21 protein-coding genes are annotated in these 21,921 nt (G+C 72.7%); 9 read left to right on the top strand and 12 right to left on the bottom strand.

All coding sequences use genetic code 11. The features are described from left to right. Positions 1-5 precede the first annotated feature (5 nt). A complete protein-coding gene (locus tag ACZ4YY_RS21135; protein ID WP_468292207.1) occupies positions 6-593 on the bottom strand; it encodes a DUF1003 domain-containing protein in 588 nt (195 codons plus the stop codon). Continuing rightward, entirely contained in the window at positions 577-1,884 is a 1,308-nt protein-coding gene (locus tag ACZ4YY_RS21130; RefSeq protein WP_468292205.1) for a magnesium transporter MgtE N-terminal domain-containing protein, read from the bottom strand. Before ACZ4YY_RS21130 ends, ACZ4YY_RS21135 begins: the two co-directional genes overlap by 17 nt. A 211-nt stretch (positions 1,885-2,095) precedes the next feature. Here ACZ4YY_RS21130 and ACZ4YY_RS21125 point away from each other — a divergent pair, with 211 nt between their 5' ends. After that, a complete protein-coding gene (locus ACZ4YY_RS21125) occupies positions 2,096-2,851 on the top strand; it encodes a hypothetical protein (RefSeq protein ID WP_468292202.1) in 756 nt (251 codons plus the stop codon). 4 nt (positions 2,852-2,855) lie between these two features. On the opposite strand, the gene ACZ4YY_RS21120 is transcribed toward ACZ4YY_RS21125, so the two are convergent. Together ACZ4YY_RS21120 and ACZ4YY_RS21115 are read right to left on the bottom strand one after the other, a co-directional pair. After that, positions 2,856-3,371, bottom strand: a complete 516-nt coding sequence (locus tag ACZ4YY_RS21120) for a hypothetical protein (RefSeq protein WP_468292199.1) — start codon at positions 3,369-3,371, stop codon at positions 2,856-2,858. A 23-nt stretch (positions 3,372-3,394) separates the two neighbouring features. After that, positions 3,395-4,513 (bottom strand): magnesium and cobalt transport protein CorA, encoded by a 1,119-nt coding sequence (locus ACZ4YY_RS21115; protein ID WP_468292197.1) that lies wholly within the window; start codon positions 4,511-4,513, stop codon positions 3,395-3,397. 493 nt (positions 4,514-5,006) lie between these two features. On the opposite strand from ACZ4YY_RS21115, the gene ACZ4YY_RS21110 reads away from it, so the two are divergent. After that, on the top strand, positions 5,007-5,591 hold the full coding sequence (locus tag ACZ4YY_RS21110; RefSeq protein WP_468292194.1) for a suppressor of fused domain protein: 585 nt from the start codon (positions 5,007-5,009) through the stop codon (positions 5,589-5,591). 58 nt (positions 5,592-5,649) lie between these two features. Here ACZ4YY_RS21110 and ACZ4YY_RS21105 read toward each other — a convergent pair whose 3' ends face one another. Then, complete coding sequence (locus ACZ4YY_RS21105) at positions 5,650-6,873, bottom strand: MFS transporter (protein WP_468292191.1); 1,224 nt, start codon at positions 6,871-6,873, stop codon at positions 5,650-5,652. Positions 6,874-7,022: 149 nt separating this feature from the next. On the opposite strand from ACZ4YY_RS21105, the gene ACZ4YY_RS21100 reads away from it, so the two are divergent. The 3 genes from ACZ4YY_RS21100 (at position 7,023) to ACZ4YY_RS21090 (ending at position 9,305) form a co-directional block, all read left to right on the top strand. Continuing rightward, positions 7,023-7,664, top strand: a complete 642-nt coding sequence (locus ACZ4YY_RS21100) for a DUF6758 family protein (RefSeq protein ID WP_468292188.1) — start codon at positions 7,023-7,025, stop codon at positions 7,662-7,664. 124 nt (positions 7,665-7,788) lie between these two features. Continuing rightward, a complete protein-coding gene (locus ACZ4YY_RS21095) occupies positions 7,789-8,649 on the top strand; it encodes a PHP domain-containing protein (RefSeq protein WP_468292186.1) in 861 nt (286 codons plus the stop codon). 50 nt (positions 8,650-8,699) lie between these two features. Next, a complete protein-coding gene (locus ACZ4YY_RS21090; RefSeq protein WP_468292183.1) occupies positions 8,700-9,305 on the top strand; it encodes a MarC family protein in 606 nt (201 codons plus the stop codon). A gap of 163 nt (positions 9,306-9,468) precedes the next feature. Here ACZ4YY_RS21090 and ACZ4YY_RS21085 read toward each other — a convergent pair whose 3' ends face one another. After that, the gene (locus ACZ4YY_RS21085) at positions 9,469-9,621 is read right to left on the bottom strand and encodes a hypothetical protein (RefSeq protein ID WP_007384531.1); all 153 of its coding nucleotides are present in this window, start codon (positions 9,619-9,621) and stop codon (positions 9,469-9,471) included. Between the two features lie 185 nt (positions 9,622-9,806). On the opposite strand from ACZ4YY_RS21085, the gene ACZ4YY_RS21080 reads away from it, so the two are divergent. Then, on the top strand, positions 9,807-10,712 hold the full coding sequence (locus ACZ4YY_RS21080; protein ID WP_468292673.1) for an NYN domain-containing protein: 906 nt from the start codon (positions 9,807-9,809) through the stop codon (positions 10,710-10,712). A 457-nt stretch (positions 10,713-11,169) separates the two neighbouring features. Here the strand turns inward: ACZ4YY_RS21080 and ACZ4YY_RS21075 are convergent, their stop codons facing one another. Continuing rightward, on the bottom strand, positions 11,170-12,087 hold the full coding sequence (locus ACZ4YY_RS21075; RefSeq protein ID WP_468292180.1) for an alpha/beta fold hydrolase: 918 nt from the start codon (positions 12,085-12,087) through the stop codon (positions 11,170-11,172). Positions 12,088-12,418: 331 nt separating this feature from the next. After that, complete coding sequence (locus ACZ4YY_RS21070) at positions 12,419-15,181, bottom strand: DEAD/DEAH box helicase (RefSeq protein ID WP_468292178.1); 2,763 nt, start codon at positions 15,179-15,181, stop codon at positions 12,419-12,421. A 519-nt stretch (positions 15,182-15,700) separates the two neighbouring features. Between ACZ4YY_RS21070 and ACZ4YY_RS21065 the strand changes: the two genes are divergently transcribed. After that, positions 15,701-16,450: a ferritin-like fold-containing protein gene (locus ACZ4YY_RS21065; protein ID WP_468292175.1), complete on the top strand. Its 750-nt coding sequence runs from the start codon at positions 15,701-15,703 to the stop codon at positions 16,448-16,450. Positions 16,451-16,755: 305 nt separating this feature from the next. Here the strand turns inward: ACZ4YY_RS21065 and ACZ4YY_RS21060 are convergent, their stop codons facing one another. From ACZ4YY_RS21060 to ACZ4YY_RS21045, 4 genes are all read right to left on the bottom strand, one after another. Then, positions 16,756-17,025, bottom strand: coding sequence for a hypothetical protein (locus ACZ4YY_RS21060; RefSeq protein WP_468292173.1), 270 nt, complete (start codon positions 17,023-17,025; stop codon positions 16,756-16,758). A 165-nt stretch (positions 17,026-17,190) separates the two neighbouring features. Next, complete coding sequence (locus tag ACZ4YY_RS21055; RefSeq protein WP_264936807.1) at positions 17,191-17,418, bottom strand: DUF3107 domain-containing protein; 228 nt, start codon at positions 17,416-17,418, stop codon at positions 17,191-17,193. Positions 17,419-17,562: 144 nt separating this feature from the next. Next, entirely contained in the window at positions 17,563-18,204 is a 642-nt protein-coding gene (locus ACZ4YY_RS21050) for a TetR/AcrR family transcriptional regulator (protein WP_468292171.1), read from the bottom strand. A gap of 190 nt (positions 18,205-18,394) precedes the next feature. After that, complete coding sequence (locus tag ACZ4YY_RS21045; protein WP_468292168.1) at positions 18,395-18,628, bottom strand: hypothetical protein; 234 nt, start codon at positions 18,626-18,628, stop codon at positions 18,395-18,397. Positions 18,629-18,826: 198 nt separating this feature from the next. On the opposite strand from ACZ4YY_RS21045, the gene ACZ4YY_RS21040 reads away from it, so the two are divergent. Further along, positions 18,827-19,819 (top strand): alpha/beta fold hydrolase, encoded by a 993-nt coding sequence (locus ACZ4YY_RS21040; RefSeq protein ID WP_468292165.1) that lies wholly within the window; start codon positions 18,827-18,829, stop codon positions 19,817-19,819. Positions 19,820-20,247: 428 nt separating this feature from the next. Next, entirely contained in the window at positions 20,248-21,210 is a 963-nt protein-coding gene (locus ACZ4YY_RS21035; protein WP_468292162.1) for a DUF3152 domain-containing protein, read from the top strand. Positions 21,211-21,921: the final 711 nt, after the last annotated feature.

The raw sequence follows: 21,921 nt of genomic DNA, 5'->3' as shown, positions 1-21,921 counted from the left end.
GCCCGTCAGCGGTCGTCTACGTCACGTCCGGACGACCGTTCCGCCGGGAATACGACATGGCCGTCGCGCCGGTGATCCAACTCCTTCACCATGTCCTGCAGCTCGGAGCGGATCCAGTCGCGGGTGGCGACCTCGCCGAGACCGATGCGCAGGGCGGCGATCTCACGGGTGAGGTACTCGGTGTCCGCCATCGACCGCTCGTTCTGTTTGCGGTCCTGCTCCAGGTTGACCCGGTCGCGGTCGTCCTGCCGGTTCTGCGCGAGCAGGATCAGCGGGGCGGCGTAGGAGGCCTGGAGCGACAGCATCAGCGTCAGGAAGATGAACGGGTACTCGTCGAACCGCAGGTCGCGCGGCGCGAAGATGTTCCACACCACCCACAGGATGATGACGACCGTCATCCAGACGATGAACCGTCCGGTGCCCAGGAAGCGGGCGATGCGCTCCGACAGCCGTCCGAAGGCCTCCGGGTCCCACTCGGGCACGATGCGGCGCCGGGGCGGGCGCGGCTGGTCCAGGCGGACGCGGGGACGGGTGGCGGCGGTGGCGCCGGCCGGGGCGCGCTCGCCGCGGGCGCTGTCACGCTCGGGAGCCATCGGACACCTCCTCGCTCTTCCCGTCGTCCTCGTCCTCCAGGTGGAACTCCGTCTCCCGCCAGTCGTCGGGCAGCATGTGGTCCAGCACGTCGTCGACGGTCACCGCGCCCAGCAGCGCCCCGGCCTCGTCGACGACGGGCGCCGCGACCATGTCGTACGTCGCGAAGAACCCCGCGACGAGCGGCAGCGTGGCGTCCGGCGCGAGGGCCTGCAGGTCGTCGTCGAGCACCGCGCTGACCAGCGTGTACGGCGGTTCGCGCAGCAGCCGCTGGAAGTGGACGGTGCCGAGGTACTTGCCGGTGGGGGTCTCGTCGGGCGGGCGGCAGACGTAGACCTGGGCGGCGAGGGCGGGGGAGAGGTCGCGGTTGCGGACCCGGGCGAGCGCCTCGGCGACGGTCGCGTCGGGCCGCAGCACGACCGGCTCGGTCGTCATCAGTCCGCCGGCCGTGTGCTCCTCGTACGACATCAGGCGCCGCATGTCGGCCGCGTCGTCCGGCTCCATCAGGCTCAGCAGCCGCTCCTTGTCCGCCTCGGGCAGCTCGGCCAGCAGGTCGGCGGCGTCGTCGGGGTCCATGGCCTCCAGGACGTCCGCGGCGCGCTCCTCCTTCAGCTTGCCGAGGATCTCGATCTGGTCGTCCTCCGGCAGTTCCTCCAGGACGTCGGCGAGCCGGTCGTCGTCGAGGGCGGCGGCGACCTCCGCCCGGCGCTTGGGGGAGAGGTGGTGCAGGACGTTGGCCAGGTCGGCGGGGCGCAGTTGCTCGAAGGTGGCGAGCAGGTTCTCGGCGCCCTGCCCGTGCTCCTCCAGGGAGAAGCCGGTGACCGCCGACCACTCCACGGTCAGCGTCTCGCCCTTGCCGCGCCGGAACGCGCCGGCCTTCCTGCCCTTGCGGACGAAGACCCGGTCGATCTCCCAGTCCCGGCGGGCCGGCAACTGGTGCACGGACACGTCGAGGACGGTGACCTCCTCGCCCGTCTCGACGAGCGTGACGCGCCGGTCCAGCAGCTCACCGACGACGAGGCGCTCGGTGGGCCGCTGCTCGAAGCGGCGGACGTTGAGCACACCGGTGCTGATGACCTGACCGGACTCGATGCTGGTCACACGGGTCATGGGCAGGAAGATGCGGCGGCGGGTGGGGAGTTCGACGACCAGCCCCAGCAGCCTCGGCGGCCGCCGGCCCACGCGCAACATGGCGACCAGGTCGCGCACGCGCCCCACCTGGTCGCCGTTGGGGTCGAAGACGGCGATGCCGGCGAGGTGCGAGACGAAGATCCGGGCGGTTCCGGCCGCCATGACCGCACCTCCTTCTTCCACGGGTCGGTACGTGGTGTTTCCTGTGGGGTTCTTTTCCCAAATGCCCGCTCGTGCGGGCTTCAGGCTAGCCCGTCCTGATCGGGTCCGCCCTGGTGAGCGGTCCGGACGGACTGGCTCCGTTGGCGGTCGCCGACCCCGGTACGCTGCGGTACGCCGCTCAGGACTCCCCGGCAGAAAGGCAGCCTTCTCCGTGACTGCGATTTCCCAGGGCCGTACCCACCGCCGGGCCGCGCTGGTGAGCGCGATGTGCGCGCTGGTCGTCACGGGCACGGGACTGACAGGGTGCGCCGAGGACCCGGACGCGGGCACGAACGGCGTCGGCAAGCTGTCCGCCGACAAGATCCAGGCCAGAACGAAGGCGGCGGCCGACGCGGTGGGCGCGGTGCGGCTGTCGGGGACGGTGGTCGCCGGCGGCACGTCGTACCGGCTCGACATGCGCCTGAAGTCGGACGGCGGTGCCGGGTCGGTCACCGCGGGCGGGGCGGCCTTCCACCTGCTGCGGGTCGGCGAGCAGCTGTACCTGAAGGCGGACGCGGCTTTCTGGAAGAACGAGGACGGCAAGGCCGGCGGCGAGTCGGACACGGCGGCCGCGGACAAGCTCGACGGCAAGTACGTGAAGGTGCCGAGCGGCGACCCCTCGTACAAGAAGTTCAGCGGCTTCACGGACAAGGACCTCCTTCTCGGCGATCTGCTGACGTTGCACGGTTCACTGGACAAGGACGGGCACCACGAGCAGGGCGACGTGCGGACGATCCGCATCACCGGCGACGGCGGCTCCGGCGGCACGCTGGACGTGTCGCTGGAGGGTCAGCCCTATCCGCTGCGTCTGGTGCGCGCGGGCGGCGCCGGCACGCTGAGCTTCTCGGCCTGGGGCGAGGACTTCGCCCTGGAGGAGCCGGCGAAGGGCGAAACGGTGGACTACGGCAAGCAGTTGCCGACGTCGTAGCCGGTCAGGCCCGTCTGCGGCGCTTCAGGAGCAGCTTGGGCAGTCCCGCGGGAACCGGCTCCCGGGTGGTGGCCGGGGAGGGCACCGGCCGCGCCGCCAGGTCGCCGTCGGGCAGCGGCGCCGTGGCTCCGGTCGGCTCCAGGCGCAGCACCCTGCACTCCCGGGCCCAGCGCTCGGTCATGGCCTCGCCGTCGGGCGCGTTGAGCCGCTTGCCCTTGAGCTCGGCGACGGCCGCGTCCCACGCCTCGGTGCCGGGGGTGAGCCGGACGACCCGCGCGGTCCAGGAGACCAGCCGGCCCCCCTTGTCCTTGCTGCGGACGGTCACCTCGGCCGAGGTCGCGTCGGACAGTCCCGCGAGCGGCTGCTCGCCCGGCCCGTCGCCGACCAGGCAGGCCGCGCCGTCGTGCCACACGTGCCACAGCGCCCGCGCGGCCGGGTGGCCCGCCGCGGTGACCCAGATGAGGCCGGACTTCTTGGTGGCCTCCTCGACGAGGGCCTGGTCGAGCAGCTCGCGTGTCATGGCTCCACCCTATCCAGGCGCTTTCACAGCCACCCGTTGCGCTTCAGCGTGCGGTGGATGCCCAGGCAGAGCACCACGGTCACGCCCATGATCGCCGGGTAGCCGTACCTCCAGTGCAGCTCCGGCATGTGGTCGAAGTTCATGCCGTACACCCCGCAGACCATCGTCGGGACGGCGATGATGGCCGCCCAGGAGGTGATCTTGCGCATGTCCTCGTTCTGCGCGACGGAGGCCTGCGCGAGGTTGGCCTGGAGGATGGAGTTCAGCAGCTCGTCGAAGCCGATGACCTGCTCCTGGACGCGGGCGAGGTGGTCGGCGACGTCCCGGAAGTACTTCTGGATGTCGGGGTCGATCAGCCGCATCGGACGCTCGCTCAGCAGCTGCATCGGACGCAGCAGCGGCGACACCGCGCGCTTGAACTCCAGTACCTCGCGCTTGAGTTGGTAGATCCGGCCGGCGTCCGTGCCGCGCGGGGTGCCCTTGCGGCCCGGGGAGAAGACCTCGGTCTCGACCTCGTCGATGTCGTCCTGCACCGCGTCCGCGACCGCGATGTAGCCGTCGACGACGTGGTCGGCGATGGCGTGCAGCACCGCCGAGGGGCCCTTGGCGAGCAGCTCGGGGTCGTCCTGGAGGCGGTGGCGCAGCGCGCGCAGCGAGCCCTTGCCGCCGTGCCGGACGGTGATGAAGAAGTCCTTGCCGGTGAAGCACATGACCTCGCCGGACTCGACGACCTCGCTGTTGGCGTCGAGCTGGTCGTGCTCGACGTAGTGGATGGTCTTGAAGACGGTGAACAGGGAGTCGTCGTAGCGCTCCAGCTTGGGGCGCTGGTGGGCCTGGACGGCGTCCTCCACGGCCAGCGGGTGCAGCCCGAACTCGCCCGCGATACCGGCGAATTCGTCCTCGGTCGGCTCGTGCAGCCCGATCCACACGAAGCCGCCGTCGCGGCGCACCTGACGCATCGCCTCGTGCGGGGTCAGCGGTGCCGGGCTCGGCACGCGCGCCCCGTCGCGGTACACGGCGCAGTCGACGACGGCCGAGGGCGTGGCGGGGTCGCGGGTGGTGTCGTACGCGCCGCCGTGGTCCTTGCGCGGGGCGGGGCGGGTCGGGCGGACCACGGCACGCAGGTCGCGGATCATCGACATGGCAGGCTCCTTCGCGACGGGCAACGAAAGGCACCGACGACGGGTGGAACTACCCGGAATGGGGGCGTCCTGGATGCGGATGTTTGGCACGTCCACAAAGCGGGGAGCACCGCACCGTCGCGGTGGCGGGTTTCGTTGCTGATTCAGCTACTGCTTCAGATCGGACGGATCACGGAGCCCGAAGAGAGCAGACGGATCCGGTAAAGCGAAACGAAGTGCTCTTCCGTGTGAAGACGCGAACGCGAGAGGCGGCGGTCGGCCGGAGCCACAGAGTTACATCAGCGGCGGGAAGAGCGAGTGGTACTGCACGGTCGACTTCGATCCATGACAGCCCCACCTCCTCCAGCCGGTCCCCCGTGGGGGATTCCCATCGGCGTCGGAGCTTGATCGCGACGCTTCTGCGTGCTGCCCCGAACCACCGGGCAAGAGTAGCAGTCGGCAGAAGTGTCAAGGTGCTGCTTTGCCCGGTACTGACGAGTTCTATGCTCGCGTCATGGCTGATGTTCTTCCTCTGGTCGAGGCCCGGTTGCGTACGGCGCTGGGCGAGCCGGACGCCCGCGCCGCCGTCACCTTCCTGGGCACGGACCGCGTCGAGGTGCTCCGTTTCCACGAGGGCGACATCGTCCGCTACGCGACCCTCGGCATGTCCGCGCAGCCGATGAGCGACCCGACCGCGATGCTCGCGGATCCCGTCAGGGGGCCGCGTGCCGAGTTGGTCCTCTCGGTGCGCGGCGGCCTGGCCGACACCGACAAGGTGCTCCGCCCGCTCGCCGTGCTGGCCGCGTCCCCGCAGGTCGAGGGTGTGATCGTGGCCCCCGGCGCCTCCCTCGACGTCGGTGAACCGCTGTGGCCCGGCGCCCCGTTCACCTCCGTCCTGGTCGCCGAGCCGGGCGGTCTGGTGGAGGACCTGGGGCTCGACGAGCCGCTCGACCCGGTCCGCTTCCTGCCGCTGCTGCCGATGACTCCGAACGAGGCCGCCTGGAAGCGCGTGCACGGCGCCCAGGCTCTCCAGGAGCGGTGGCTGACGAACGGGACGGATCTCAGGGATCCGTCCCGCAGGTCCGTCCCGCTCGACTGACGCCGCGTGAGCAAGGTCACCAACCGGTGGCCTGAATCCGTCAGTTGGCCCGATCGGCTCAGCGGGCGAAGACCGTGACGCCGTCCTCGGTGGCGTGCCGCGCCTGAAGCGCTTCGGCCCGGTGCGTGAGCGCCTCGCGCCGTACGAGGACCACGAGCGCGCCCGCGAGCGCGGTCGCCGCCGCCACGACGAAGGGGACGTGGACGTCGGTCCACTCCTCGATCTTCGGCGCGAAGTAGGGCGCGGCCGCCGCCGCGAACCACCGCACGAAGTTGTAGCCGGCGCTCGCCACGGGCCGCGGGGCGTCCGACACGCCGAGCGCGAGTTCCGTGTACACCGTGTTGTTCACGCCGATGAAGGCACCGGACAGGACGGTGCAGACGACGGCCGTGGTGTGGTCGCCGTAGCCGAGGACCAGCACGTCGACGGCGAGCAGCACCAGCGAGCCGCCGAGCACCTTCAGCGAGCCGAACCGCTCCTGCAGGCGCGGGGCGACGACGACCGAGAAGACGGCGAGCAGCACGCCCCAGGCGAAGAAAACGGCCCCGGACCGGTACGGCGTCATGTTCAGCACGAACGGCGTGAAGGCCAGCACGGTGAAGAACGTGTAGTTGTAGAAGAACGACGAGGCCGCCGCCGAGGCCAGACCGCGGTGGCCGAGCGCCCTGACCGGGTCGAGCAGGGAGGTCTTCCGGGCCGGCTTCGGCTGCTCCCCCAGGAACGCCGCGATGCACAGGAAGCCGACCGCCATCAGGAACGCGGTGCCGAAGAAGGGGTAGCGCCAGCTCGCGTCGCCGAGCAGGGCGCCCAGCAGCGGGCCGCACGCCATGCCGAGGCCGAGGGCGGACTCGTACAGCAGGATCGCCGCGGCGCTGCCGCCCGCCGCCGCGCCGACGATGACGGCGAGCGCGGTGGACACGAACAGCGCGTTGCCGAGGCCCCAGCCGGCCCGGTAGCCGACGAGCTGGTCGACCGTGCCGGAGGTGCCGGCGAGCCCGGCGAAGACGACGACGAGGGCGAGGCCGAGGAGCAGGGTCCTGCGGCCGCCGATGCGGCTGGAGACGAACCCGGTCACCAGCATGGCGAGGGCCGTGATCAGGAAGTAGGAGGTGAAGAGGAGGGAGACCTGGCCGGCCGTGGCGTCGAGGCCCTCGGCGATGGACGGCAGGATCGGGTCGACGAGTCCGATGCCCATGAAGGCGACGACGGACGCGCCGGCGGTCGCCCAGACCGCCCTGGGCTGCCGCAGGATGCCGCCGGCTCCGGTGTCGAGGGGGTCCATGGGTGGCTCCGTTCCGACAGAGATGGTTGGCATTTACACATATTAAATTAGTCCTGCTAACTAGTGCAAACTACATTTATATCGGGACTTCCGTCCGGACGGGTGATCGTCCTTGACGTGGGCGGGATGGGGTAGGACCGTGGGGCCCTATGAGGGGCGAACCCAGTTGCCCGAAGTGTGGTGGCCGGGTCAGGGCTCCCGGACTCTTCGCCGATTCCTGGCAGTGCGATGTGCACGGGACGGTGCATCCGCTGCAGCCCGTGATCCCGCCCAGCGTCGAGGCGCTCAGTGTCGTCGTGCACCGCACGCAGGTGCCGGTGTGGATGCCGTGGCCGCTGCCGGTCGGCTGGCTGTTCACGGGCGTGGCGTACGCCGGGGACGACCGCAGCGGCGGTCGCGCGTCGGCCGTGGCCTGCTCCGGGCCCGGACCGCTCGGCGGGGTCGGTGAGTTGATCCTCGTCGCGGAGGAACTCGGCGTCGGGCTCGGCGCGCGCTACGCCGGCATCGACGGCCCGGACCCCGGCCCCTACCTGAACGTCGAGAAGCCGCCCCAGGCCAAGGTCCTGGCCGCCGGCCGCCCGGCCCCGCTCTGGCACGTCTCCGGCGCGCCGGACGACCGGGCCGTCTTCGCGGGCGAGGCGCGCGGCCTCTGGCTGTGGGCGGTGGTCTGGCCCGAGCCGGCCGGACTGCTGATGTACGACGAACTGGTGCTGACGGACCTGCGGGACGCGGGCGCGGAGGTGGAGCTGGTGCCCTGCGGTGCGCTCTCGCCGCGGCTGCTGAAACCGTAGGAACACACCGCCGCCGCCTCCCGTGTAGGGGGCGCGGCCTGGGTGCGGGGGTGACAGGGGGCGTGCGATCTGCCGTTATGCTGGAGCGTCCCCGTCCGCCCCGTCACCGTCCGGAGTACACGTCGTGCGCATCGACCTGCACTGCCACTCCACGGCCTCCGACGGCACGGACACCCCGGCCGAGCTCGTCCGGGGCGCGGCCGCGGCCGGAATGGACGTCGTCGCGCTGACCGACCACGACACCACCCGGGGCCACGCCGAGGCGATCGCCGCGCTGCCGGAGGGGCTCACCCTGGTCACCGGCGCCGAGCTGAGCTGCCGGATCGACGGCATCAGCATGCACATGCTGGCCTACCTCTTCGACCCCGAAGAGCCCGCGCTGCTCGCCGAACGCGAGCTGGTGCGCGACGACCGGGTGCCGCGGGCGCGCGGCATGGTCGCCCGGCTCCAGGAGCTGGGCGTGCCCGTCACCTGGGAGCAGGTCGCGCGGATCGCCGGCGACGGCTCCGTCGGGCGGCCGCACGTCGCGACCGCGCTGGTGGAGCTGGGCGTCGTCCCGACCGTGGGCGACGCGTTCACGCCCCAGTGGCTGGCGGACGGCGGACGGGCGTACGTCGCGAAGCACGAGACCGACCCCTTCGAGGCCATCCGGCTGGTCAAGGCGGCGGGCGGGGTGACCGTCTTCGCGCACCCGGGAGCGAGCAAGCGGGGGCGTACGGTGCCGGAGTCGGCGATCGCCGAGCTGGCCGCCGCGGGCCTCGACGGCATCGAGGTCGACCACATGGACCACGACGCCGATACGCGCGCGCGGCTGCGGGGGCTCGCCGGGGAGCTGGGGCTGCTGGTGACCGGGTCGAGCGACTACCACGGCAGCCGCAAGACCTGTGTCCTCGGCGAGTACACCACCGACCCCGAGGTGTACGGGGAGATCACCCGGCGGGCGTGGGGCGCGTTCCCGGTGCCCGGGGCCGGCGGGGCCCGGTAACCGCTCCCGCCCGTCCACCGTCACCTTCCGCACCGCAAGGCCTCGTCACCATGTTCGACCTCGCCGTCTTCGGCTCCCTGTTCCTCACCCTCTTCGTCATCATGGATCCCCCCGGGATCACCCCGATCTTCCTCGCCCTGACCGCCGGACGCCCCGGCAAGGTGCAGAAGCGGATGGCCTTCCAGGCCGTCTGCGTGGCCGGCGCGGTGATCACCGTCTTCGGGCTCCTCGGCCACCAGATCCTGAACTACCTGCACGTGTCCGTGCCCGCGCTGATGATCGCGGGCGGGCTGCTGCTCCTGCTGATCGCCCTCGACCTGCTCACGGGCAAGACCGACGAGCCCAAACAGACCAAGGACGTCAACGTCGCGCTCGTCCCGCTGGGCATGCCGCTGCTGGCCGGCCCGGGTGCGATCGTGTCCGTCATCCTGGCCGTGCAGAAGGCCGACAGCGCCGCGACGCAGGTCTCGGTGTGGACGGCGATCCTCGCCATCCACGTCGTGCTGTGGCTCGTCATGCGCTACTCGCTGCTGATCATCCGCGTCATCAAGGACGGTGGCGTGGTCCTGGTGACCCGGCTCGCGGGCATGATGCTCTCGGCGATCGCCGTGCAGCAGATCATCAACGGCGTCACCCAGGTGATCCGGGGGAGCTGAGCGCCCGCGCCCACGCGGACCGGGTCGCGCCCGCCGGCTCCCGCGCCCGCCGGCTCCCGCGCCCGCCGAAAACAGCGGAGCCCCGTACGGCATTCGGGTGATGCCTGCCGTACGGGGTTCCGAAGTGTGAAGAGGTGCCCGAGGGGCGTGGGGGCGTCGAGGGTTACGAGGCCGAGGTGTCGGCCGGACGGATCCACAGCCGCTGCCCGATGGCGGCGGCCTGCTGAACGATCCGGTTGACGGAGGCGGCGTCCACGACGGTGCTGTCCACGGGGGTTCCGTCGACGTCGTCGAGTCGCATGATTTCGAAGCGCATGGGCTTCTCCCTTCGTCTGGTCATCCTCCTGCAGGAGAATTGCTGGTACGTGAGGAGTCAACGCGGTGCGTGTTACAAACATTCCCTACGCTAAAGAAATTTTTCGAACGTCTAACTACTGACGGGTAGACGAGTCGTCGGGACCGAACGGGACCGGTTGTGTTCGCAGCGTGACCACCGGGACAATGGAGACGATGAACGACGACCTCACGGCTCTCGCCGCCCGCATCGACCGCACGAACGAGCTGCTCCTGCGCATGCTCGCCGAGGTGGCGAAGACACCGTCGACCCATGCGATCTTCGTCGACGCGGGCTACCTCTACGCGGCGGCGGGACGGCTGGTCGCCGGGACCGAGGACCGCCGGGCGTTCGACGTGGACGCCGAGGGGCTGATCGAGGCGCTCATCGACCGGGCCCGCACGATCTTCGCGGACAGCCGGCTGCTGCGGGTCTACTGGTACGACGGCGCCCGCCGCCGCATCCACACCGCGGAGCAGCAGTCCATCGCCGAGCTCCCGGACGTCAAGGTCCGGCTGGGCAACCTCAACGCCAACAACCAGCAGAAGGGCGTCGACTCGCTGATCCGCACCGACCTCGAGTCCCTCGCCCGGCACCGCGCCATCAGCGACGCGGCACTGCTCGGCGGCGACGAGGACCTCGTCTCGGCGGTGGAGGCCGCCCAGGGGTACGGGGCCCGGGTCCACCTGTGGGGCATCGAGGCACCGGAAGGCCGCAACCAGGCCGAGCCGCTCCTGTGGGAGGTCGACAGCCAGCGCACCCTCGACCTCGACTTCTTCAAGCCCTACGTCTCACGGCGCACCGCCCCCGCCTACGAGGCGGCCGGCACCGCCCGGCCCGCCCGCGAGGACGTCCGCTTCGTCGGCGCGCAGATCGCGGCGAAGTGGCTGGCGGCGCGCGGCCGGGAATTCCTCGCCGAACTCCTGCCCGGCCACCCCTACCTGCCCGGCTCGGTCGACCAGGACCTGCTGGTGGAGGCGGAAGGCATCCTCCAGTACTCGCTGCGCGGCCAGGCCGACCTCAGGCGGGCGCTGCGGGACGGGTTCTGGGAGCACCTCCAGACGCAGTACTAGGGGTGTTTCGAAAGTCCTGTGCGGTGCCCGCGGTGCCCCCGTCGACCACGCGGCGACGGCCGGCGGCGTCCGGTGCGTGCTCTCGGCGTGCCGGACGAAAGCGCTCGTACTGGATGTATTCGTGCTTTCGGCCGGTGCGGCGAGAGGGCGTGCCGGGCACCGTGGGTGCTGTGCGGGACTTTCGGAACACCCCCGAAGGGCCCTGGGGGCGGGCATCGCGTCGCCCGACGACCACGTGACGACGCCGAAGACGCCGGAGGGCTCCCGGTCCTCGGAGCCGGAGCCGGAGCCGGAGCCGGAGCGGAGCGGCCGCGCCGGCCGCCGACGCGACGACGGGCACCGCGTTCGCCCGCGTGCTGGGGCGGGTGGACGGGAGCGGCTCGTTCCAGCCCGGTCGGCTGAGGCCGTCGCAGATGCCGCCCGACCAGTTCGGGCCGCAGGGCAGCGGCGGTGCTGTTCAGGACCCGCCCGCGGCATGGTCCCGCGACGGATCCTGGCTCCCGCCGCGGGGGACGCCGTCCCAGAAGTCCGCGAGGGCGTGGGCCGTCGGCAGGGGCCGGTCCAGGTTCGGGGAGTGCTCGGCGCCGGGGACGACCGTGCGGCGCGCGCCCAGCGTCACCGCCATGTCGTCCAGGAGCGGCACCGGCCAGGTGTCGTCGCGCGCGCCCGACAGCACGTGGAAGGGGAGCGGGAGGGTGGCGAGTTCGGCGACGCGGTCCGGCTCGTCGAGCAACTGGCGTCCGGTGGCGAGGAGTTGGGCCGGCTTGTGGTTCAGCCAGCGCAGCCGCAGCACGTCCGGCGCACCGAAACCGCGGGCGGGCCCGCCGACCTCCTCCGGAGGCCCCATCGCCAGGATGGCCTCCCACACCTGCGGCATGGTCATCACCGCCAGCGCGTCGTGCAGCAGCTTCACCCGCTGTTGCTGCGACGCGGAGATCTGCGCCGGACCCGAGGACATGAGGGTGAGCGAGACGAAGGGCGCGTGGTCCAGGAGAACGGCGGCGCGGGCCACCTGGCCACCCATGGAGTGCCCCAAGAGATGCAACGGGGTGCCGAGGGCCGCCGCCTGCGCGAGCACGTCCCGCGCCAACTCCTCCTGCGCGTACGGGGCCTCGTCGTGCGCGGGACCGTCCGTCTCGTTCTGCCCGCGCCCGTCCACGGCGACGGTCCGGTAACCGCGCGCCGCGAGGGGCTCGTGCAGCGGGTGGAAGTCCTCCTTGCTCCCGGTGAACCCGGGCAACAGCAACGCGACGCCCCTCGGCTCGACCCCGGCGGCGACGGGCGCGTCGACGACGGCGAACGCGCCGCGCGCGGTCGGCAGCAGACGGGCACGGGCACCGGGAGGCGGGGCGAAGGGGCTGCTCGGGCTGGTCACGGGGGTGAGGCTACCGGGAGCAGACCGACGGGGGCGGGTGGGGTGGAGGGAGGTCGAGCGGGGTTGCCCGGCCGGGGAGGTGTGTGTGGGGGCGGGGTGAGGGGGCGGGTGTGACCGTCGGGTTGTCGGGCCGGCGGCGGGAACGGGTGGGACCGGTGGGGGCGTGGGAGGGCACGATCGGTCGGTCGGCGGTGGTGCGCGGGCCGAGCGGGGGCCGGGGTGAAGGGCGGACCGCCCCGCCGTCGGCCGGCCCGCCCTGTCGGGCGGGGAACGCCGACGGCCCGGCCCCTCCGTGAGGAGGGACCGGGCCGTCGTGTGGTCCGGATCGGGATCAGCCGTCCGTGGGCTCCGCGGCGGCGGCCACCTTGCGGGTGCGCCGCGCCCTCGGCTTCGCCTCGCCCGCCTCGACCGGCGCCTCGGCAGGGGCGGTCGCCTTGCGGGTGCGGCGGGGCTTCGGCTCGGTCTCCGGTTCCTGCGTGGCCTGGGCCGGGATGTCGGCCGTGGTGGCGGTCTTCGGCTGGGTGGCCTTGCGGGTGGTCCGGCGGCGCGGCTTGGCCTCGGCGGTGTCGACCGCGGCTTCCGCCGGGGCCTGTGCCGGGGCGGTGGCCGCGGTCTTGCGGGTGCGGCGCGGTTTGGTCTCCGTTGCCTCGGCCGTGTCGACGGCGGCTTCTGCCGGGGCGGTGGCCTTGGCCGCGGTCTTGCGGGTGCGACGGGGCTTGGTCTCCGTGCCTTCGGCGGTGTCGACGGCGGCCTCGGCGGAGGCGGCGGTCTTGCGCGTGCGGCGCGGCTTGGCCTCGGTGGCCTCGGCGGTGTCGACGGCGGCCTCCGCGGGGGCGGTCGCCTTGCGCGTGCGGCGCGGCTTCGGCTCGGTCTCCGGTTCCTGCGTGGCCTGGGCCGGGATGTCGGCCGTGGTGGCGGTCTCCGGCTGGGTGGCCTTGCGGGTGGTCCGGCGGCGCGGCTTGGCCTCGGTGGCCTCGGCGGTGTCGACCGCGGCTTCCGCCGGGGCCTGTGCCGGGGCGGTGGCCGCGGTCTTGCGGGTGCGGCGCGGTTTGGTCTCCGTTGCCTCGGCCGTGTCGACGGCGGCTTCTGCCGGGGCGGTGGCCTTGGCCGCGGTCTTGCGGGTGCGACGGGGCTTGGTCTCCGTGCCTTCGGCGGTGTCGACGGCGGCCTCGGCGGAGGCGGCGGTCTTGCGCGTGCGGCGCGGCTTGGCCTCGGTGGCCTCGGCGGTGTCGACGGCGGCCTCCGCGGGGGCGGTCGCCTTGCGCGTGCGGCGCGGCTTCGCCTCGGTGGCTTCCGGCGCCGTTTCCGGCGCCGTGCCCTGCGCGGTCGTGACGGCGGCCTCCGCCGCGGCGGTCGCCTTGCGGGTCCGGCGGCGCGGCGTGGTCGTCTGCGCGGCCTCCGCCGTGTCGACGGCCGTGACCTCGGGCGCGGGTGTCTCCGCCACCGGCGTCGCCGACGAGGTGTCCGCCGACTGCGGCTCGGTCCCGGCCGGGGCCTCCGCGGCCTTGCGGGTGCGGCGGCGGCGCGGCTTGGTGTCCTCCGGGGTGTCGAGGGCCGGGCCCTCCGCCGTCGTCACGGCCGCCTCGGCGGCCGCGGGGACGGGCTCGGGGACAGCCGCCGTCACGGGTGCGGCGGCAGCGGCCTCCTGCGGGGCCCCGTTGCGCGTCCGGCGCCGGCGGCGCGGGGTGCGGGTCGCGGTGGCCTCGTCCGCCGCGGGCGTCTGCCCGGCCGCGGGCGTCTGCTCCGGGGCGGGGGTCCCGGCGGGCGCCGGGGTTCCGTCGAGCGGGGTTCCGCCACGCGTACGACGGCGGCGGCGCGGGGTGCGGGCGGGACGCTCGCGGTCGGCGGAGCGGGACTCGTCCCGGCCGCCACGGCCACCGCGTCCGCGGCCGGCGCGACCGCCCGGCTCGCCCAGGTCCTCCAGCTCCTCCGCGTCGAGCCCGGCGCGGGTGCGCTCCGAACGCGGCAGGACTCCCTTGGTGCCGGCGGGGATCTTGAGGTCCTCGTAGAAGTGCGGGGACGTGGAGTACGTCTCCGGCGGGTCGTTGAAGTCCAGCTCCAGCGCCTTGTTGATCAGCTGCCAGCGCGGGATGTCGTCCCAGTCGACCAGCGTGACCGCGATGCCCTTGGCGCCCGCGCGGCCCGTACGGCCGATGCGGTGCAGGTAGGTCTTCTCGTCCTCGGGGGACTGGTAGTTGACGACGTGGGTCACGCCCTCGACGTCGATGCCGCGGGCGGCGACGTCGGTGCAGACGAGGACGTCGACCTTGCCGTTGCGGAAGGCGCGCAGCGCCTGCTCGCGGGCGCCCTGGCCGAGGTCGCCGTGGACCGCGCCGGAGGCGAAGCCGCGCTGCTTGAGCTGGTCGGCGAGGTCGGCCGCCGTGCGCTTGGTGCGGCAGAAGACCATCGCGAGGCCCCGGCCCTCGGCCTGGAGCAGCCGTGCGACCATCTCGGCCTTGTCCATGTTGTGCGCGCGGTACACGTGCTGCGCGATGTTCGCGACGGTCGCGCCCTCGTCGTCCGGCGCGGTGGCGCGGATGTGGGTGGGCTGCGACATGTAGCGGCGCGCGAGACCGATGACCGCACCCGGCATGGTCGCAGAGAACAGCATCGTCTGGCGCCGCGCCGGCAGCATGTTGATGATCTTCTCGACGTCGGGCAGGAAGCCCAGGTCGAGCATCTCGTCGGCCTCGTCGAGGACGAGGGACCTGATGTGCTTCAGGTCCAGCTTCTTCTGGCCCGCGAGGTCAAGCAGACGGCCCGGGGTGCCGACGACCACGTCGACGCCCTTCTTCAGGGCCTCGACCTGCGGCTCGTAGGCGCGGCCGCCGTAGATGGCGAGGACGCGCACGTTGCGCACCTTGCCCGCGGTGAGCAGGTCGTTGGTGACCTGCGTGCACAGCTCGCGCGTGGGGACGACGACGAGCGCCTGCGGCGCGTCGGTGAGGTCCTCGGGCCGCGCGCGGCCGGCTTCGACGTCGGCGGGGACGGTGACCCGCTCCAGGAGCGGAAGGCCGAAGCCGAGCGTCTTTCCGGTGCCGGTCTTGGCCTGGCCGATGACGTCCGTGCCCGTCAGGGCCACGGGGAGCGTCATCTCCTGGATGGGGAAGGGGGTGATGATGCCGACGGCCTCCAGGGCCTCGGCGGTCTCGGGAAGGATTCCGAGCTCTCGGAACGTCGTAGTCAGGGTGCTGCCTCTTCTGTGTGCGCGGTGCGAGGCGAGCGCGGGGGTCGTGTCGGACCGTGCCGGGACGTCGGCTGCCTTACGAGCGAGCCGTGGGGAGCACGCCGTAGTGCACGGGACCTCTGCCGACGCTCTAGCGCTCGAACCGCTGAGGGGTCCCTCCGATCCTCGTACGCACTGCTGCCGTACGGTCAGGGAGGGCTGTCGGGTCGGAGCCGATCGGGCCACCGACCGGGCATCCTCATACGTGCGGCCTGTCGAGGTACGTCGAAGTACCAGCAGGCGCATTACCACCATACCCCGGAATCGCGCACATGCGATGGCCGATTCGGTCACGTAGTGGTTGTCACACCGTCGGACGTGGTCATGCGCGTCGTCGGGCGCGCACGGATTGACCAGGGCCTTCCTCCGCGTGGCGGGCCAGCTATTGTGCGCTTCATGACGACCTCTGACAAGCCTGAGAACGCTGCCAACGCCGCCGCCACCGGTATCGCCGCCCAGGACTGGGCGAAGGCCGCCGCCGACCCCCAGTACCGCGCCGCGGTCGTGGACCTGCTCGGCGCGCTCGCGTACGGCGAGCTGGCGGCGTTCGAACGGCTCGCGGAGGACGCCAAGCTGGCGCCCACGCTGGAGGACAAGGCGGAGCTGGCGAAGATGGCGTCGGCGGAGTTCCACCACTTCGAGCGGCTGCGCGACCGGCTGACGGAGATCGGCGAGGAGCCGACCGTCGCCATGGAGCCGTTCGTGGCCGCGCTGGACGGCTTCCACCGGCAGACGGCCCCCTCGGACTGGCTGGAGGGCCTGGTCAAGGCGTATGTCGGCGACTCGATCGCCAGCGACTTCTACCGTGAGGTCGCGGTGCGGCTGGACTCCGACACCCGCGCGCTGGTGCTGGCCGTGCTCGACGACACCGGTCACGCCGGCTTCGCGGTGGACCGTGTGCGGTCCGCGATCGACGCGGACCCGCGCGTGGGCGGACGTCTCGCGCTGTGGGCGCGGCGGCTGATGGGCGAGGCCCTGTCGCAGTCCCAGCGGGTGGTCGCCGACCGCGACGCGCTGTCGACGATGCTCGTGGGCGGCGTCGCGGACGGCTTCGACCTCGCCGAGGTGGGCCGGATGTTCTCCCGGATCACCGAGGCGCACACCAAGCGGATGGCGGCGCTGGGGCTGGCCGCCTAGGGGGCCGACCGCCTTCTCCCGCTCCGCCCGGACGGGTAGCCGGCCGTCCACACGGAAGTGCGCCACCGCCTTCTCCGACTCTGCGGCGACGCACGGGGTCGGCGGCCCGGTCGGAGCGGGACTTCTCCCGCTCCCCGGGGACGGACGGCGCCGGTAACCCGTTCAGGACGGGCGCCGGACCTTCTCCCGCTCCCGGGGACGGAGGGCGCCGGTGGCCCGTTCAGGACGGGCGCCGGACCTTCTCCCGCTCCCGGGGACGGAGGGCGCCGGTGGCCCGTTCCGGACGGGCGTCGGACCTTCTCCCGCTACGCGTGGACGGATCGCCGGCGCAGTCTGCCGACCGGGCGCAGCAGCAGGGAGAGCGAGGCGACGGAGACGACCGCCGCGCCCATCAGGCTCACCAGTGCCGTGCCGGGGCCCAGGGCGCTGTGGGTGACGAAGTCACCGAACAGGGCTCCGGCGACGCCCGTCGCGAACACCAGGGTGGACGTCGGCAGGCGGTGTGACAGCCGGAGGAGCGCCGCCCACGCGAGCACGAGGCCGAGCACAGCGGAGCCGAGCGCTTCCAAGATCATGTAGAGGTCCCTCCCAGACGGCCGGGCCGTGCACCAAGGTCGTAGGCCGTCTTACCCGTGACCTGCGGAACGCAATCCTCCAGCGTGGTCGAGTCGTGCTCCATTCGTGGAGAAAACGGGGAGGGGGGCCCGACCGGTGTCGGACCCCCCTCCCCGTCTCGCCGCCTACAGCGCGCCGAAGCCCACCTTGCGGGGGGCCGGCTCGCCCAGCTCGACGTAGGCCAAGCGGTCGGCCGGGACCAGGACCTTGCGGCCGTGCTGGTCCACGAGGCTGAGCAGCTGCGACTTCCCGGCCAGCGCCTCGGCCACTACCCGCTCGACCTCCTCGGGGCTCTGACCGCTCTCCAGAACGATCTCGCGGGGCGCGTGCTGCACGCCGATCTTGACCTCCACGGCTAAGTCCCTCCGACGGTCAGTGGTGCGCGGGCGTCCGCGCCGTACGCGCACACATTAGCCCGGTGAGGGGACGGACACGGCGCGGCCGTCCACGCCAGGAGCGAACAGCGGGCGGGAACAAACGGCCGACCGGTCCGCGCCTCAGTGCTGCTCGGTGCCGTGCAGCGGGAAACCGGCGATACCGCGCCAGGCGAGGGAGGCCAGCAGCTGCACCGCCTCGTCGCGCGGGACGCTGCGGTCGCTGTGCAGCCAGGACCGCGCCACCACCTGTGCGAGACCGCCCAGCCCGGAGGCGAGCAGCATCGACTCCGCGCGCGAGAGGCCGGTGTCCTCGGCGATCACGTCGCAGATCGCCTCCGCGCACTCGTTGGTGACCTTGTCGACGCGCTCGCGCACGGCGGGCTCGTTCGTCAGGTCCGACTCGAAGACGAGACGGAAGGCGCCGCCGTCGTCCTCGACGTACGCGAAGTAGGCGTCCATCGTGGCGCGGACGCGCTGCTTGTTGTCGGTGGTCGAGGCGAGCGCACCGCGCACCGCCTGGATGAGCGACTCGCAGTGCTGGTCCAGCAGGGCGAGATAGAGGTCGAGCTTGCCGGGGAAGTGCTGGTAGAGCACCGGCTTGCTGACGCCCGCGCGCTCGGCGATGTCGTCCATCGCGGCAGAGTGGTAGCCCTGTGCGACGAAGACCTCCTGGGCGGCGCCCAGCAGCTGGTTCCGTCGGGCACGGCGCGGCAGGCGCGTGCCCCTCGGGCGTGCCGCCTCAGTTTGCTCGATGGCTGTCACGCCGCCTCCCAAAGTCGTCCTCTTGCGGTGTGATGCCGCGCCGTCATCGTACTTTTCGGTAACCGTCGTGTGCGCGGTGCGAGCGCAGAATTTCACGGACCGGACGATCACAAAAGCGGTACCAAAGGTTTCAGGATGGGGCGTTACGGGCACAATGCGGCTCCGCTCCAGCTCACCTCACCCGGCGATGTCAGCGGTAGTCGTCCTCGTCGAGCGAGACGACGCGGGCCTGTTCGACGAGATCGGCCTCGTTCGCCCGGGCGGGGTCGACATCCTCCAAGGGGTCGTCGCGGTCCGGCGCGACGTCCGCGAGCTGTTCCGCCGCGTCGTTCTCCGGCGCCTCGACGTCGATCTCGCCGACGTCGGTCTCGGGCTCGAAGATGTCGGGCTCGAAGGTGTCGGACTCGGTGGGGTCGTATGCCATGGCGGGCTCCCTTCCTACGAACGTCCCTGAAGATGCAGGGGCCACACGCGGGTGCCCTCTCTACGAGCCTAGGAGACACCCTTTTCGGACGCTATGCGATGTGCCCGTGAATCGCCCCGCCATCTCTCCCGGGAACGACCCGCCGTCTGTGACGCCGAACACACGGGTCCCGACGTGATCGTCTCGTAACATTGCCGCATGTCTTCGACCGAGCTGCCCTCCGTGCCGCCCACCAGCGCGCTGCCGAAGGCCGTGTCCGTCCGGGTCGCGGAGGGCGAGAGAGTGCGGTCGGTGGGACTGCCGGGTGTGACGCTGACGGTCCGCTCCCGGCCGCCCGCGCGCGAGGGACTGCCCCGCGCGCTGTACGTGCACGGCCTCGGCGGCTCCTCGCAGAACTGGTCGGCGCTGATGGCCCTGCTCGACGGGGTCGTCGACAGTGAGGCGGTCGACCTGCCCGGCTTCGGCGACTCCCCGCCCCCGGACGACGGCGACTACTCCCTCACGGCACACGCGCGTGCCGTCATCCGCTACCTGGACGCCTCCGGGCGCGGCCCCGTCCACCTCTTCGGCAACTCCCTCGGCGGCGCCGTGTCGACGCGCGTCGCGGCGGTGCGGCCCGACCTGGTGCGGACGCTGACCCTGGTCTCGCCCGCGCTGCCGGAGCTGCGCGTCCAGCGGACCGCGGTGCCCACCGGCCTGCTCGGCATGCCCGGCGTGGCCACCCTGTTCAACCGCTTCACCCGGGAGTGGACGGCCGAGCAGCGCGTCCGCGGGGTCATGGCCCTGTGCTACGGCGATCCCGGACGGGTCAGCCCGGAGGCGTTCCGCCACGCCGTGGAGGAGCTGGAGCGGCGGCTGCGGCTGCCGTACTTCTGGGACGCGATGTCGCGCTCCGCGCGCGGACTCGTCAGCGCCTACACCCTGGGCGGACAGCACGGTCTGTGGCGTCAGGCCGAACGCGTCCTCGCCCCGACCCTCCTCGTCTACGGCGGCCGCGACCAGCTCGTCGGCTTCCGCATGGCCCAGCGGGCCGCCCGCGCCTTCCGCGACTCCCGGCTGCTCACCCTTCCGCAGGCGGGCCACGTGGCGATGATGGAGTACCCGGAGACGGTGGCGGCGGCGTTCCGGGAGCTTCTCGCGGCGACCGCGGCCGACGAGCGGACCGACGGCTCCGCGGGCGCGGGGAGCTGAGGGGGGCGGTGGGACGACACAGTCGACGGGGGCCCGCGCCCAAGAGCGCACCGCAGAAGGGGGCGCGGGGCAGCCGCGCCACGGGGACGGACCGGCCGGCCCAGGACGCACCCGAGTACGGCACGCCCGCGCACGGGACACCGTCGTACGGCCCGCTCGATCGGGGGACCCCCGCGCGCGGTGTGCCCCGTTTCCCGGACGGTACGCCTGCCCACGGCTTCCCGCAGGTCCGTGGCGGTCACCCCGAACAGCGTGAGGGCGGGGGCGGATGGGGGGAGTCGAGGGGACGTCCGGCGCGTGACGCCGGTGCTCCCGGGGGGTCCGCCGGTCCGGGTGCCGGGCCGTTGATCCCCCGTCAGCGGCCGGCGGTTCCTCGGGGGCCCCGGCAGGAGTACCTCGATGCCTTCGCCGAGGAGGACGACGTCTTCATGCGACGCAGGCCTTCGTTTGCCGCTCCCGCGCGCGCGAGCGACCCCTACGCCTCGGTCACCGACCGGGACCCGGACCCGGCCCCCCGGACGGCCGCCGGTTCCGGCGGTGACGACGACGCTCCGCCCACCGGGGAGCCCGTGGGCGGCAAGGGCGGCAAGGGGCGGGCCTTCACCGGCATCGCGGCCGCCGCCGTCACCACCGTGCTGGCCGTCGTGGTGGCCGGGCAGGTCGCCGACGCGCGGGACGTGGAGGCCGCCCGGACGCAGTCCACCGCCGACCAGGCGGCCCGTGACGCCCGCGACTCCGCCACGCGCGGGGACGACCGGCCGAGCCCCTCGCCGCCGACCGGCACGACGCCGCTGACGTACGAGCAGAAGATGGGCGCGCGCTACAAGCTCGGCGCGACGTTCACGGGCTCGGGGAGGTTCGACGCCGTGCCCGGTGTCGACAAGGCGCCCGCCAAGGGGCGGAAGTACACCTACCGCGTGGACGTCGAGCAGGGACTCGGCCTGGACGGCGCGCTCTTCGCGCAGGCCGTGCAGAAGACGCTGAACGACGACCGCAGTTGGGCCCACCACGGCGCCCGGACCTTCGAACGCATCCACTCCGGCGAGCCCGACTTCGTCATCACCCTCGCCAGTCCCGGCACCACCGCCGACTGGTGCGCGAAATCCGGCCTCGACACCACCGTGGACAACGTCTCCTGCGACTCGGCCGCCACCGAACGCGTGATGATCAACGCCTACCGGTGGGCCCAGGGCTCGAAGACCTACGGCGACGAGATGCACGCCTACCGCGAGATGCTGATCAACCACGAGGTCGGTCACCGGCTCGGCTACGACCATGTGACCTGTGACAAGAACGGTGATCTCGCCCCGGTCATGCAGCAGCAGACGAAGTTCCTCGACCACGACGGCATCCGGTGCCTGCCCAACCCCTGGCCGTACCCCAGGAGTTGACGAACCGTCCGGACGTCGCGCCGACATGTCCTCGGACTTCGTCCCGGCAAGGCAGGCCGGCGGGGTCGGCCACCGGGAGGTCGTCTTCCCGGTGCGTCGACCGTTCCTCAGAGCGCGCCGTGGCCGCGGCATCCGTCAGCCTGCTGGTGGCAGCGGGTGTTGCCGCCTGCGGTCCGGAGAACCACGATGCCAAGGCCTCCGGTGCCGCTCCGCGCCCCACCCGGGCGGCACCCTGACGATCCTGAACCACGACCCGCAGCAGGACTTCGAGTGGTGCTGAGGGGGGCGCGGTGCGTTGCGGTGGCGCGGTGCGTTGCGGTGGCGCGGTGCGTTTGCGGTGCGAGGGGAGCGGCGGGGCGCGCGGTGGTGCGGGCCGGTGGTGTGACCCGGCGGTGGTGGGAGACGGGTCGGCGGGCGCGGTGGTGTGAGCCGGCCGTGTGCGGGGCGTCCGCCGCGAGCGTGGCGGCCGTGTGTGGGTCGGCCGTGTGCAGGGCGTCCGCCGCGAGCGGGGCTGCACCGAGGGCTGGGCCTGCCGTGCGTGCGCCGTAACGTTTCGCGACCGGCTGATGCCCTAGCGCGACAAAACGCCACCCGCCCGGGAAAGTTACGTCCGTTCACCCCTTCCGGTGGGGGGGGGGGGGGGGCCCCCCCCCCCCCCCCCCCCCCCCCCCCCCCCCCCCCCCCCCCCCCCCCCCCCCAGCACCCCCCCGC

It is taken from the genome of Streptomyces sp. NPDC030143 (genome assembly GCF_055573695.1).
This window is presented reverse-complemented; position numbering and strand designations above follow the sequence as displayed.